This is a genomic window from Achromobacter sp. MUI-25009338, assembly GCF_057359325.1.
This window is the reverse complement of sequence record NZ_CM170627.1, coordinates 894,155-907,596: the sequence shown is the minus strand read 5'-3', so window position 1 is coordinate 907,596 and position 13,442 is coordinate 894,155. Positions and strand designations below refer to the sequence as shown.

Annotated in this window: 13 protein-coding genes; 7 read left to right on the top strand and 6 right to left on the bottom strand. The window is 67.0% G+C overall.

Going from position 1 to position 13,442, the window contains the following annotated elements:
* Positions 1-113 precede the first annotated feature (113 nt).
* Both AC1IQ6_RS04170 and AC1IQ6_RS04165 read left to right on the top strand, forming a co-directional pair.
* A complete protein-coding gene (locus AC1IQ6_RS04170) occupies positions 114-1,712 on the top strand; it encodes an MDR family MFS transporter (RefSeq protein ID WP_102773968.1) in 1,599 nt (532 codons plus the stop codon).
* Positions 1,713-1,715: 3 nt separating this feature from the next.
* A complete protein-coding gene (locus tag AC1IQ6_RS04165; protein ID WP_102773969.1) occupies positions 1,716-2,165 on the top strand; it encodes a MarR family winged helix-turn-helix transcriptional regulator in 450 nt (149 codons plus the stop codon).
* 14 nt (positions 2,166-2,179) lie between these two features.
* On the opposite strand, the gene AC1IQ6_RS04160 is transcribed toward AC1IQ6_RS04165, so the two are convergent.
* Entirely contained in the window at positions 2,180-3,070 is an 891-nt protein-coding gene (locus tag AC1IQ6_RS04160) for a LysR substrate-binding domain-containing protein (RefSeq protein WP_485865896.1), read from the bottom strand.
* A 142-nt stretch (positions 3,071-3,212) separates the two neighbouring features.
* On the opposite strand from AC1IQ6_RS04160, the gene AC1IQ6_RS04155 reads away from it, so the two are divergent.
* The 3 genes from AC1IQ6_RS04155 to AC1IQ6_RS04145 are packed head-to-tail and all read left to right on the top strand — an operon-like array spanning position 3,213 to position 5,379.
* The gene (locus AC1IQ6_RS04155; RefSeq protein ID WP_485865895.1) at positions 3,213-3,836 is read left to right on the top strand and encodes a glutathione S-transferase family protein; all 624 of its coding nucleotides are present in this window, start codon (positions 3,213-3,215) and stop codon (positions 3,834-3,836) included.
* A 15-nt stretch (positions 3,837-3,851) separates the two neighbouring features.
* Positions 3,852-4,880: an LLM class oxidoreductase gene (locus tag AC1IQ6_RS04150; protein WP_485865894.1), complete on the top strand. Its 1,029-nt coding sequence runs from the start codon at positions 3,852-3,854 to the stop codon at positions 4,878-4,880.
* A 16-nt stretch (positions 4,881-4,896) separates the two neighbouring features.
* Positions 4,897-5,379, top strand: coding sequence for a GNAT family N-acetyltransferase (locus AC1IQ6_RS04145; protein ID WP_485865893.1), 483 nt, complete (start codon positions 4,897-4,899; stop codon positions 5,377-5,379).
* A 105-nt stretch (positions 5,380-5,484) separates the two neighbouring features.
* Here the strand turns inward: AC1IQ6_RS04145 and AC1IQ6_RS04140 are convergent, their stop codons facing one another.
* Positions 5,485-6,666 carry a lipid-transfer protein gene (locus AC1IQ6_RS04140; protein WP_102773973.1) on the bottom strand — a complete coding sequence of 394 codons (1,182 nt, stop codon included), beginning with the start codon at positions 6,664-6,666 and terminating at the stop codon, positions 5,485-5,487.
* 92 nt (positions 6,667-6,758) lie between these two features.
* Here AC1IQ6_RS04140 and AC1IQ6_RS04135 point away from each other — a divergent pair, with 92 nt between their 5' ends.
* A complete protein-coding gene (locus AC1IQ6_RS04135) occupies positions 6,759-7,595 on the top strand; it encodes a hypothetical protein (RefSeq protein WP_485865892.1) in 837 nt (278 codons plus the stop codon).
* 32 nt (positions 7,596-7,627) lie between these two features.
* Here AC1IQ6_RS04135 and AC1IQ6_RS04130 read toward each other — a convergent pair whose 3' ends face one another.
* Both AC1IQ6_RS04130 and AC1IQ6_RS04125 read right to left on the bottom strand, forming a co-directional pair.
* Complete coding sequence (locus AC1IQ6_RS04130; RefSeq protein ID WP_485866548.1) at positions 7,628-8,602, bottom strand: PDR/VanB family oxidoreductase; 975 nt, start codon at positions 8,600-8,602, stop codon at positions 7,628-7,630.
* Positions 8,603-8,628: 26 nt separating this feature from the next.
* Positions 8,629-10,188 carry a Rieske 2Fe-2S domain-containing protein gene (locus AC1IQ6_RS04125; protein ID WP_485865891.1) on the bottom strand — a complete coding sequence of 520 codons (1,560 nt, stop codon included), beginning with the start codon at positions 10,186-10,188 and terminating at the stop codon, positions 8,629-8,631.
* Between the two features lie 211 nt (positions 10,189-10,399).
* Between AC1IQ6_RS04125 and AC1IQ6_RS04120 the strand changes: the two genes are divergently transcribed.
* The gene (locus AC1IQ6_RS04120) at positions 10,400-11,113 is read left to right on the top strand and encodes a GntR family transcriptional regulator (protein WP_485865890.1); all 714 of its coding nucleotides are present in this window, start codon (positions 10,400-10,402) and stop codon (positions 11,111-11,113) included.
* Here the strand turns inward: AC1IQ6_RS04120 and AC1IQ6_RS04115 are convergent.
* Both AC1IQ6_RS04115 and AC1IQ6_RS04110 read right to left on the bottom strand, forming a co-directional pair.
* Positions 11,105-12,421: an MFS transporter gene (locus AC1IQ6_RS04115; protein WP_102773977.1), complete on the bottom strand. Its 1,317-nt coding sequence runs from the start codon at positions 12,419-12,421 to the stop codon at positions 11,105-11,107. The two genes, AC1IQ6_RS04120 and AC1IQ6_RS04115, sit on opposite strands and share 9 nt — an antisense overlap.
* Before the next feature lie 71 nt (positions 12,422-12,492).
* Positions 12,493-13,350 carry a class II aldolase/adducin family protein gene (locus AC1IQ6_RS04110; RefSeq protein WP_485865889.1) on the bottom strand — a complete coding sequence of 286 codons (858 nt, stop codon included), beginning with the start codon at positions 13,348-13,350 and terminating at the stop codon, positions 12,493-12,495.
* Between the last annotated feature and the right edge of the window lie 92 nt (positions 13,351-13,442).

The window sequence follows — 13,442 nt, the reverse complement described above, 5'->3', positions numbered from 1 at the left end:
AGATATCGCTATCGTAACAAATCGGACCGCCGGCCGCCCAAAGCTGACGGCTTCCTGTCTGGCGGATTGTAGGGCTAGAATGTTTGATATATCAATCATTGATCCATCCAGTAATGCCCGCCCCCGCCTCATCCCCCCCGCATTCGCCCGGCCAGGTACTGCCCTTCCGGCAGACCCTGCTCGCCATGCTCGGCATGTGCTTCGTCATGATGATGGTCGCCATCGACCAGACCGTGGTGGGCACGGCGTTGCCGACCATTGTGGCCGAACTGAAGGGATTCGAACTGTATGCATGGGTAGCGACGTCTTACCTGCTGACCTCGGTCATCACCATTCCCATCTTCGGCCGCCTGGGCGACTACTACGGACGCAAGCCCTTCGTCGTGACCGCGATCGTGCTGTTCACGCTGGCCTCGGCGCTGTGCGGCGCGGCCGACAGCATGTTCGCCCTGGTGCTGGCCCGCGCGCTGCAAGGCATAGGCGGCGGCATGCTGGTGGGCACCGCGTTCGCCTCGATTCCCGACCTGTTCCCCGATCCGCACGTGCGGCTGCGCTGGCAGGTCATGGTCAGCGCGGCCTTCGGCATCGCCAACGCCGTGGGTCCGTCGCTGGGCGGCATGCTGACCGAACACTACGGCTGGCGTTCGGTCTTCTACGTCAACCTGCCCATCGGCGTGCTGGGGCTGTGGTTCGTCGCGCGCTACCTGCCGCGCCTGCGCAGCCACACCGACGGCCCGGTGCGGCTGGACTGGCAGGGCGCGCTGCTCATCGCGCTGGCGCTGGGCTCGCTGCAGCTGCTGGTCGAACTGCTGCCGCAGCAGGGCCTGAGCGCCGGCCTGCTGCTGCTGGGCGCGGTCAGCCTCGCCGCCTTCGCGCTGCTGTACTGGTGGGAAAAGCGCTGCCCGCATCCCCTGCTGCCGCTGGACATGTTCCGCAACCAGGGCCTGGCCATGCTGTTCACGCTGTCCCTGCTGGTAGGCGTGACCATGTATTCGCTGATGTTCTACGCGCCGCTGCTGCTGCAGGGCGGCTTCGGCCTGTCGCCGCAGCTGGCCGGCCTGCTGATCACGCCGATGGTGGTCTTCATCACCGTGGGCAGCATCGTCAACGGCCGCGTCATCGTGCGCATGCGCAATCCCAACTTCATGCTGTATTCGGGTTTCCTGCTGATGGCGCTCTCGTGCCTGGGCATCGTCACCACCCACAACTACACCTCGCACGCGCTCATCGCCGCCTACATGATGCTGGCCGGCGTGGGCATGGGCTTCATCATGCCCAACCTCACCGTCTTCGCGCAGCAGACCGCCGGCCGCAGCCACCTCGGCATCGCCACCGCCCTGCTGCAATCGCTGCGCATGGTGGGCGGCATGCTGGGCACGGCCATCGTCGGCACCATGGTCAGCCACCGCTATTTCAACGGCGTCGAGTCCACGCTGCGCGGATCGTCCGCGCAATGGCTGCCCCAGCTGCGCGATCCCCAGATGCTGGTCAACCCCGAAGCGCAGACGCAGTTCCTGGCACAATTGGCGCACCAGGGGCAGGACGGAACCTCGCTGATCGAGATCGCGCGCGTCGCGCTCGTCGGCGCCATCCATGAAGGGCAGCTCATCGCCCTGGTCGTCGCCGTCTTCGCGCTATGGTGCGTGCGGCGCGTGCCCCCGGTTCAATTGGTCCGCCCCGCCAAGGCGGAACCGGCCAGCGTCGGAGATTAGCTTTTGTCCAAACAGCAACAAGGCCTGCAGGTCATCCAGCACATGGGGCAAACCTACCGCGTCATGCAAAGCGCCTTCAGCGGCCGGGTCGGCCACGCCCTGCCGCGCTGGCGCATCCTCCTGGCCCTGCACGAACGCGGCCCGTGCTCGCAGAAGCACCTGGCCGAACGCTGCCGCCTGGACCCCGCCTCGCTCACGCGCCAGCTGCAGGCCATGCAGAAGCTGGGCTGGATCTCGCGCGCCGTGGACCCGCAGGACAACCGCCTGACCAACGCCAGCCTCACCGCGGCGGGCCAGGCGGTGGTGGACGCCGCCCTGCCCAAGCGCGCGGCCTTCTTCGAAGAATCCCTCAAGGGTCTGTCCACGGCCGACATCGACGCGCTCAACCGCGTCCTGAGCCAGCTGGAACAGAACTTCCTGCGCGCCGCGGCCGACAAGCCCGCGCAGCGCTGAACAGGCATCGCGGCTCAGGCCGGCTGCTGCGCCTCTTCCTCCAGCCAGGCCGCGAACGCCGCCGCTTCCGGACGCCGCGCGACATCCGGCAGCATCACCACGTAATACGCGAAGCGCGCCGGCCACGGCCGATCCAGCGCCAGCGCCAGCCGCCCGGCGGCGATCTCCTCGCGCGCATATGCCTGCGGCACCAGCGCCAGCCCCTGGCCTGCCGCCGCCGCGCGGATCAGCAGATAGTCCTCGCCGAACGCCGTGCCGCGCTCGGCGCGCGGGTCCGCGGCCACGCCGTGCGCGGCCAGCCACAAGCCCCAGTCCGCGCGGCAGCCGTCCTGCAATAGCGGATAGGCCAGGCAGTCGGCCGGCTCGCGTATCGGCGGCCCGTCGGTCAGCAGCGCCGGACTGGCCACCGGCAGCAGCACCGGCGCCATCAGCGGCCGCGACTGCAGGCCGGGATAGCTGCCCAGGCCGTGGCGGATCGCGATGTCGACCCGGTCCCGATGCAGATCGACCAGGTCGGCCACGGCCTCCACGCGGACCTCGATATCCGGATGCCGGCTGGTGAAGCGCCCCAGCCGCGGCACCAGCCACGACGCGGCGAACGAGGCCATGGTGCTGACGGTAAGCGTCTTGCGCGCGCGGGCGGCCTCCAGCGTGCGCAGCGCCGATTCGATCTGGTCGAACGCCGTCAGCAGGCCGGGATGCACGCGCGCCCCGGCCTCGGTCAAGGCCATGCTTTGCCGGCCGCGCGTGAACAGGGGCAACCCGACCCGCTCTTCCAGCAGCCGGACCTGCTGGCTGACGGCGCCCGACGTCACCCCCAGCGCGGCGGCGGCCCGCTTGATGCTGCCGTGGCGGCCGACCTCGGTGAAAGCGCGCAGCGCGAGAAGCGGAAAAACAGGATTCATGATTTAGCCTAGCTAAATACAGCATACAGATCAAATCGTTTTATTTCCCGGCATTCCACGTTCAGAATTTCCTTCAGGAAACGCCTCCGAGTTTAGCCGAGCTTCTTGCGGAAAGAACCCTCGGCCCCTGAACGGACCCGCCATGATCGATCTCTACACCGATAGCTCCCCCAACGGCTTCAAGGCCACGATCGCCCTCGAGGAACTGGCGCTGCCCTACCGCCTGCACCACGTCCGCATCGGGGCCGGCGAACACCGCAGCCCCGAGTTCCTGGCGCTCAACCCGCATGGCCGCATCCCGGTCATCGCCGACGACGAAACCGGCGTCACCCTGTTCGAGTCCGCCGCGATCCTGCTCTACCTGGCCGAAAAGGCCGGCCGCCTGTTGCCCGCGTCCGCCGCCGCGCGCTGGGAAGCCATCAAGTGGCTGCAATTCCATGCGTCCAGCGTCGGCCCCATCATCGGCCAGCGCGTGCATTTCGAGCGCTTCGCCGACGCCCCCATCCCCGCCGCCATCGAACGCTACCGGCGGCTGACGGAAGACGTATTCGGCGTGCTCGACCGCCGGCTGGCCGAGCATCCCTACCTCGCCGGCGACGACTACTCCATCGCCGACATCGCCCACTTCGGCTGGAGCCACATCGCCCGCATCATCGAGTTCGACTTCAGCCGGCACCGCCACCTGAGCGCCTGGCACGAGCGCATCGCGGCCCGCCCCGCCGTGGCCCGCGGCATCACGCTGCCGGCGCCGGCGACCGACGCCTGAAGGAGCGGACGCCACATGGATAATCCGCTATCCGCGGCGGGCGCCTCGCACGCCGCGTTCCAGTCGCATCTCGGCTACCGCCGCATGTTTGCGCCCGAACGGCTCACGCTGGGCGTGTTCCTGCCGCTGCGCTTCTATGCCGGCGACATGCAGGCGCTGGCCGGGCAGGCCGACCTGGTGGCCGAGATCGACCGGCGCGGCTTCGCCGCCGTCTGGGTGCGCGACGTGCCGCTGTTCGACCCCGCCTTCGGCGACGCCGGCCAACTCTTCGATCCCTTCACCTACCTGGGCTTTCTGGCGGCGCGCACCCGCAGCATCGCGCTGGCCACGGGCAGCGCCATCTTCACGCTGCGCCATCCCATCGACCTGGCCAAGGCCGCGGCCTCGCTCGACCGGCTGTCGGGCGGCCGCCTGGTGCTGGGCATCGCTTCGGGCGACCGTCCCATCGAGTTTCCCGCGTATGGGCTGGAACATGGCGAACGCGCCGAGCGCTTCGCGCAGGCGGTGGCCTACTTCCGCCAGCTCATGCGGCCCGGCCTGCTGGCGGTGGATTCGCCGCTGGGCCGGTTCCAGCGCGCCGCGCTGCTGCCGCAGCCCGCCGCCGGCGCGATCCCCCTGATCGTCACCGGCGCCAGCGGCCAATCGCCGGCCTGGATCGCCGAACATGCGGACGGCTGGCTGACCTACCCCGACGCCACCCACACCCCCGAAGGCCCGCTGCGCCTGGCCAACAAGATCCGCGCCTGGCGCCAGCGCATCGCCGACGGCGGCTTCCGGCCGCACATGACCAACGAATGGCTGGACCTGGCCGACGACCCCGACCACCCGCGCACGCCGCTGCAGGGCGGCTACGTGCTGCGCACCGGACGCAAAGGCCTCATCGACCTGCTGCACGCCTGGCAGGCCGCGGGCGTCAACCATGCCGCGCTCGGCATCCAGTTCTCGCAACGGCCCGCGGCCGAAGTCATCCAGGAACTGGCCGAGGACGTGCTGCCGCATTTCCCCTCACACCCCGGACCGGCGCCGCTGCCGGCCGCATGGTGAACACAAGGATATCGACATGAATGCCGACGCAATCACCATCCGGAATCTCGACCCGGGCGACGAGGCCCAATGGGCGGCGCTCTACCGCCGCTACGCCGCGTTCTACGAAGTGGACATCGACGACGCGGCGCTGCGGCGCACCTGGTCATGGCTGATGCGCCCCGAACATCCCGAGGAAGGCGTCGTCGCCGAAACCGCCAGCGGCGAACTGGTGGGGCTTGCGCACTACCGCCCCTTCCCCAAGCCGCTGCTGGGACGCGACGCGGGGTACCTGGACGACTTGTACGTCGCCGACGGGCACCGTGGCCTGGGCATCGGCCGAGGCCTGATCGCCGCGGTGGCGTCCATCGCGCACGCCCGCGGCTGGCCGCTGCTGCGCTGGATCACCGCGCGCGACAACCACGACGCCCGGCGGCTTTACGACGGCGTGGCGCGGGCGACGGATTGGGTCAGTTATGACTTGAAGCCGGGCGGGTATGGGGGGGTGGCCAGGTCGTAGCGCCACGACAGCCAGTCGGGGGCTTGCCAGATATGCGGAAAATCGCCGCTGTTCATGCGGTGATTATGGACAGATTCGCCGCGGCGGCAACGCCTGGCCCGCAATTCAGGCCCTCTCGTACAAGGTCACCACGCAGGCCCCGCCCAGCCCCAGGTTGTGCTGCAGCGCCAGCCGCGCGTCGGGCGCCTGGCGGGCGTCGGCGGTCTGGCGCAGTTGCTGGACCAGCTCGGCGCATTGCGCCAGGCCCGTCGCCCCCAGCGGATGCCCCTTCGACAACAGGCCGCCCGAGGGATTCGTGACGACCCTGCCGCCATAGGTGTTGTCGCCGTCCACGACGAACTTCTCGGCCTCGCCCAGGCCGCACAGGCCCAGCGCCTCGTAGCTCACCAGCTCGTTGTGCGCGAAACAGTCGTGCAGCTCGACCACGTCGATATCCTGCGGGCCGACGCCGGCGGCTTCGTACACGCGGTCCGCCGCCTCTTTCGCCATGCTGAAGCCCACCACCTCGCGCATGTCGCGGGCCTCGAAGGTGACGGCCCGGTCGGTGGTCATGGCCTGCGCCCGGATGCGCACGCTGCGGTCCAGCCCGTGCCGCCGCGCGTATTCCCCGGAGCACACGACGGCGGCGGCCGCGCCGCAGGTCGGCGGGCACGCCATCAGCCTCGTCATCACGCCAGGCCACAAGACAGGCGCTGCCATCACCTCTTCCTCCGTCACGACGGTGCGAAACAAGGCCATCGGATTGTTGGCGGCGTGCCGGCTGGCCTTGGCGCGGATTTTCGCGAAGGTCGACATGCTGGTGCCGTACTGGTCCATGTGCGCCTTGCCCGCGCCGCCGAAGTAACGCAAGGCGAACGGAATCCCGTCCTGGCCGACCAGTTCCTGGGTGGCCGCGTCGAAGCGCTCGAACGGACTCGGCCTGTCCTGGAACACCGTGCCCAGCGCGCCGGGATTCATATGCTCGAAACCCAGGGCCAGCGCGCAGTCCGCCGCGCCGCCGGCCACCGCCTGACGCGCCAGGAACAGCGCCGTGGAGCCGGTGGAGCAGTTGTTGTTCACGTTGAAGACCGGAATGCCGCTCATGCCGACTTCGTACAAGGCCCGCTGCCCCGCCGTGGAATCGCCATAGACGTAGCCCACATAGGCCTGCTGCACCTGCTCATAGGCAAGCCCCGCATCCGTCAGCGCGGCGCGCGCCGCCTGCGCCGCCATCTCGTGGTAAGGCGCGTGCCGGCCGGGCTTGGCGAAGGGGACCATGCCCACGCCAACGACGTATACATGACTCATTGCAGTCTCCTCTTATTCGATTCGCAGGCCGTCCCAGATTACTAGGATTGGGGGTACATTAACGCCCGTTACGAATAATCGAGAATAGAAACATGTTGAAAGCCCGCCGCGGACTGCTGTTGCTCGGAATCGTCGCGTCACTTGCCGGATGCGACAAAGGCGTGGACCTGCGGCTGTCCACGCAGAACGCGCAGGCCTACCGCGCATCGCTGGACAAGGCCTGGCCCGACATGACGGCTGCGCAGCAGGACGCGTACAACTGGGCTGTCGGCAGCTGGGTGGCCAACGGCTTCAGCCTGGAACAGCTCGCCGAAAAATATCCCGGCCTCACGCCGCGTTCCATCATCGTCGGCGAAAGCGAGGAATACATCCGCGGCAAGACCCAGGAGGCGGCCAACGCCCAGGCCGCCATCACGCACAACGCCGACAGGTTCGCCAAGGAAGAAAAACTGGTGCAGCAGGCCGAAGCCGAGCTCGCGAAAGTCACCGCCAAAGCCCTGGACCTGAAAACCGACCGGTCGCTCTTCTCCGAAGTCAACTTCAGCTACGAAGTGGCCAACGCCAGCCGCTACAACATCGCATCGGCCGACTGGGACGCGTGGCTGTTCATCAACGACGAACAGACCTCGGACCGGCATTGCCGCGTCCATGGCTACTACCAATCCAAGGGCGGCGTGCCGGCCGGCTCCACCAGGACCGCGAACTTTTCCGCCGGCTTCATGGATTGCCGCAACTGGGCCACTCTGGAAGTGCAGAACGCCAAGGCCAGGTACGTGCAGATCAAGCTGGTCAACGATTCGGTCAAGAACTTCGACGAACGCAAAGTGCTGCCCGTTTTTTCGCCGACCCGCGCGTACTACGAAAAGGTGGCCGCGGATGCGAACAAGGCGATCAAGATCGCGGCCCGGCACAGAAGCGCCATCGAGTGACGGCCACGCGCCGGGCGGCTGCGCCGATCCCGCTACAGGTCCAGCACCAGGCACGAACTCGTCGCGCGCGAGCAGCAGACGGTGAGGCAGTGGCTTTTTTCCTCGTCGCTCAGGATGTAGTCCCTGTGGTCGACTTCCCCTTCCAGGTACTCGACCTTGCAGGCGCCGCACAAGCCGGACAGGCATGAAGTCGGCACGCGGTGGCCGGCCAGTTCGATGGCGCGCACGATCGTCTGGTCCGGCTCGACCATCACGGAAATGCCGGCCCTGGCCAGCCTGACTTCGAAGCCGCCGCTGGGCGGCGCCTCGGACGCGGGACGCTCGGGCGCCTTGAAGTGTTCGCTATGCACCGTGCCGGGCGGCCAATGCTGCGTCGCGTCGGCGCATGCCTGCATGAAGCCGCCGGGGCCGCAGTAATAGACGTGGTGGCCTGCGCCGGGATGCGCCAGCAGGGCCTTGATGTCCAATCCGCGCGTGAAGTCGCCGCCATCGAAATGCAGATGCAGCGCGCGCTCGGGAACCAGTTGGCGCAGCTCGTCGACGAAGGCCGCGTGCTGCGCGGTGCGCGCACAATAGTGGAACTCGAACGACCGCCCGGCCCGGGCCAGCACGTGCGCCATGGCCTTGAGCGGCGTCACGCCTATCCCGCCGGCCAGCAGGATGGCGTGGCCGGAATCCGGCGCCAGCGCAAACGCATTGCGCGGCATTCCCACGGGCAGCAGGTCCCCGACCCGCAGCGACTCATGCATGGCCCGCGACCCGCCGCGCCCTTTGGGTTCGCGCAGCACGCCCAGAATCCAGCGCGACCTGTCCTGCGGATCGCCAGCCAGGGAATAGGAACGCATCAGTCCCCCGGCCAGGTGCACGTCGACGTGCGCGCCCGCCTCCACCGCCGGCAGCGGCAGGCCTTCGGGGTGGACCAGCTCGAAGGCGTGGATGCCTTCGGCCTGCATCCGTATTCCGCGGACCCGCAATTGCAGCAGCTCCGTCCCGGCGCGGCCGTCCATCACCACGCCTTGCGGCAGCGGCGCGTTCACGCCTGCCTCCGCGCGAGTACGTCCTGCTGCAATGCCTCCATTTTTTCCATGACGAAGCCGGCCCGTTCATCGCCCTTCATGCCGTCGGCTTCGGTCAGGATCTGCACCACCTGGCGGGCCAGATGGCGGCGCAGCGTCACTTCCTCCTGCGTCGTGCGTCCCACGGGCAGGTCGAACACATTGCCCGAGCAATAGCTGTTGGGATGCCCCGCGCACTCGCGCAGCCATTGGGCGAATTGCTCGGGACCGGCATTGGGGTTGGATCCCCGGATCGCATCGCGCAGCAGCTTGCGGAACACATACAGGCCCGCGTCGAATTTCGTGGGGTTCTCCAGCGCGTGGATCGCGATGGGCCGCTGGCTGATGATCGCCTCGTAGTCGCCCGGCGCGTACTGGGCGTCCTTGTAGTTTTCCCGGGCGCGGTGATCCGAGGGAATGGGCGGCATGTCCTCCAGCTTGTATTTGCCGAACCGCTCGGGGCGGCGCATCGCCACCTGCCCTTCCAGAAAATCGATCGTCTCGTAGCCGACCAGGCTCTTGTCGCCGATGCCGCGCGTGTCGATGCCCGGCCCCATCACGCGCCAGCCGATCATCTTGCTGTTGTGGTCGTCGACGGGAACGGTCCAGCGGATCATGTGGAAGCGGCTGAACAGCTTTTTCTTCTTGCCGTCTTCCGAGGTGTAGGCGTGCAGGCTGAAGTTGGGCAGCACCTGGTGCTGCACGCGGATGTGCATATGGCCGTCGTCGGCCCGGCGCGCGCCCGCGCAGGCCAGGCCGCGGCCGCCGTGCACGGGCACGAACTGCATGTCGGGCGGCACTTCCATCGTCGCCGCGCCCACTTCGTCGAACGTGGTGCCCTGATAGTGTTCGCCGGTGACCTGACGTTTCGCGTGCAGCGCCATGGTGTGATAGTTGTCGGCCGCGTTGTCCTGGACCTGCAGCCAGTTGCAGTGCTGGAAATTGCTGTAGGGCACCAGTTCGTCGCCCTCGGCGACGGTGAAGTCGCCTTCCCACTGCGGAAACGGCGGTTCCTGTTCGGGCGGGCCCATGTAGGCGAAGACCAGGCCATTGCGCTCGAAGGCCTTGTAGGCGCCCTGCCTGATCGAGCAGCGATAGCGCTCGCCCTCTTCCTCCTCGCCTTCCGGGAACGGCACGCGCAGACAGGTTCCGTCCACGTCGAAGACCATGCCGTGATAGCAGCAGGAAATGCCGTGCTGTTCGATCTTGCCGTATTCCAGCGAAGCGCCGCGATGCACGCAATGCGCGTGCAGCACCCCGATGCGGCCGCTGCCGTCGCGGAACGCCACCAGTTCCTCGCCCATGATCTTCAGGAAGCGCGGCGTGTCGGTCAGCTCCATCGACATGCAGATCGGATGCCAGAAGCGGCGCAGGTACTCGCCGGCCGGCGTGCCCGGCCCCACTTCGGTCAGCTCCGGATCATGCCCCGGGATCCTGTTGGTGTAGTACCCGCCGAAAGGGACCAGCTTCTTCTCTGTCGTCCCGCCCGCGCTGGTGTGAGGGTCGCGGCCAAACTGTTCCTGGATCTTGGGGCTCATTTGATGTCTCTCTGGAAAAGCGCGGAAATGCGCATTATTTTTGAACTCTGAACTCTGTATTCAGAGTTCGGTATTCGAAGAATATAGTAAATTGCGGTATGGCAGATCCAGGGTTTTCCCTGCGCCGCGGTGTCCGGATGTAAACCGGCGGCCGCGTCCGCGCCCGGCCCACTGCCGTTTCAGCCACCCCTTGCAAGGTAGAATCGCCCCCATGCGCCTGCCCCTCGAGAAAATCCCGTCGCGAACCGATTTCGTCGATACCGTCTACCGTGTGCTGCTCGACGCCATCACGGACGGCTCCATCGGCCCGGGCCAGCGGATCACCCAGGAAGAAATCGCCGACCAGCTCCATGTGTCGCGCTCGCCCGTGCTGCAGGCGCTGCTGCTGCTCAAGAAAGACGGCTTCATCGAAGACGCGCCGGGCCGGGGCGTGCAAGTCGCGCAACTGAAGCCCGAATGGGTCGGCCACCTCTACCAGGTCCGCGGCGCCCTGGACGCCCTGGCGGTCCGGCTGGCCGCCGAGGCCCGCTGTCAACTGGATCCCGAACTGATCGAGGCCGGCCGCCGCGCGGTCCTGAAACAGGACCTGAAAGCCATCATCGACACGGACCTGGCGTTTCACTCCGCCATTTATGCCGCCTCCGGCAACCCGCTGATCGCGCAAAGCGCCGACCACTACTGGGTGCACCTGCGCCGCGTCATGGGCGCCGTGCACCGGGTATCGCCGCACCGCGACACGATCTGGGACGAACATGCCGCGATCGCGCAGGCCATCGGCCAGGGCGACGCGGCGCGCGCAGTCCAGCTCAGCGACCGGCATATCGAACTCGCCCGCTCCAACCTGCTCGCCAAACTGGACGAGCTCTTTGCGCAAAGTCCGGAACCGGAAGCGCGAGCCCGCCCAGGCCTGTCGCCGCTACGCTGAGCGGCGCACGTTCACCAGCTTGGCCGGCACCGCGAACACCAGCAGGCTGCCGAACACCAGGCAAGCCACCAGGGCAAGCACGCCCGCGCCGGTGCTGGCGGTCGCGGTCTGCGCCCAGCCGATCAGGTAAGGGCTGACCACACCCGAGACGCTGCCCACCGAATTGACCAGCGCGATGCCGGCCGCGGCCGCCCCGCCGCTCAGGATGGCCGGCGGCAACACCCAGAACTGCGAAATCGAGGCCATCACGCCGACCGTGCCAATCGTCAGGGCGATCAGCGCGAAGGTCGTGTTATGGGCGTACACCACGCTGCCGTACAGGCCTATCGCGGCAAGCCCGCCCGCCGCAAACAAATGCCAGCGGCGCTCGCCCGTCGCATCGGAACTCCGGCTGAACAGAATCATGCCTATCGTGGCCGCCAGATAAGGCACGGCCGACAGCAGTCCGACGTCGAAGTTGTCCGTCACGCCGCTGGCCTTCACCAGGCTGGGCAGCCAGAAGCTGATGCCGTACAGCCCCATCGTGAAGAAAAAGTAGAGACAGCTCAGCAGCAGCACCTTGGGATTGGTCAGCCCGTCGCGGATCGAATGCAGATGCTGGCCCTGCTGTTCGGCCGCCAGGTCGCGCTGGATGCGCGCCTTCTCGGCCTCGGTGAGCCACTTCGCATCGGCGACCTTGTCGTCCAGATAGAACCACGCCATCGCCCCGACCAGCAGCGTGGGCAATCCTTCCAGCAGGAACAGCCACTGCCAGCCGGCCCAGCCGGCCGCGCCATCGAACCGGTGCATGATCCATCCCGACAACGGCCCGCCGATGACGCCGGACATCGGAATACCGGTAAGGAACAGGGCCGTCACCTTGCTGCGGCGCTTGTTCGGGAACCAGTAGGTCAGGTACAGCAGGATCGCGGGAATGAAGCCCGCCTCCGCCACGCCCAGCAGGAAGCGCAGGATATAAAAGCTGACCGGCCCCGACACGAACATCATCCCGGCGGAAATAATGCCCCACGTGACCATGATGCGCGCGATCCAGCGCCGCGCGCCGACCTTCAACAGGATGATGTTGCTCGGCACCTCGAACAGCAGATAGCCGACGAAAAAAATCCCCGCGCCCAATCCATAGACGGCGTCGCTGAAACCCAGATCGCTCGACATCTGCAGCTTGGCGAAGCTGACGTTGATTCGATCGAGATACGCGCAGACATAGCATAGGAACAGAAACGGAAGCAGCCGCCACGCAACCTTGGAATAGGTCGCGCCTTCGTCATCGGTACGGGCGAGGCTGGGCCCAGCGATATCGCTGTACATAGGTTGTCTCCAAGTATTCTTTTTGAACCGGCGCGAACGAGCGCCGCGCCGGCGTCCGACCGCGGCCTTGCTCAGTCGAACATGTCGGGCTGGGATAGCGCCAGATGGTCGTAAATCGGCTGGAAGTGCAGCCAGCCGATGTATTCGGAGCCCACGTGCTCCCGGCTGTAGCGTGAACGTTCTGCGCTGACCAGCGCCGGCTTGATGCCCGTCGCCTCGACCATCAGCTGCTGGCGGCAGCACCGCTCCAGCGCAATGAACCAGAACGCGGCCGATTCGATGCTGTGCCGGCTGGCCGTCAACAAGCCGTGGTTCTGATGGATGGCCGCTTTCACGCCCTTGAACCAGTCGCAGACCGCCAGTCCGGCGCGCTCTTCCACCGCAACCTGGCCCGCCTCGCTCTTGATGACCACGTGGTCCTCGAAGAACGCCGCGGCATCCTGGGATATGGGTTCCAGCGGCCGCCCCAGCGCCGCGAAGGCGGTTCCATATACGGTATGCGCGTGGCACATCGCCACGATGTCCGGATGCGCCTCGTGCACGGCGGCATGCAGCACGAAGCCGGCCCGGTTGATGGCGTGCCTGCCCTCCACGACCTTGCCCTTGTGGTCGGCCAGGATCAGGTTCGACACCTTCACCTGGCTGAAATGCACGCACATGGGATTGGTCCAGTACAGCTCCGGATGCTCGGGATCGCGCACCGTCAGGTGGCCGGCGAAACCGTAATCGAAGCCCTCCAGCGCGAACGCGCGGCACGCCGCCACCAGCCGCTGCTTGAGATGCAGCCGCTCTTCGGCCGCGCTGGAGAACGCGGGCAGCTCAGGGTAGATCAGCCCCTGCTGCTCGGGCTGGTAAATCGAAACACGGCCATCGGCCAGCAGCGGCTGGCTGGATCGAGGCGGCATGGCGCGGTCTGGTATGGCTGACATGATGAATCCTCTTCTGAAGTAAACCCGATGCGGCGCACAAGATGGGCGCGCCCATCCGTCGCCGGACCTCAGAATGTTCGATCAGCGCTAAC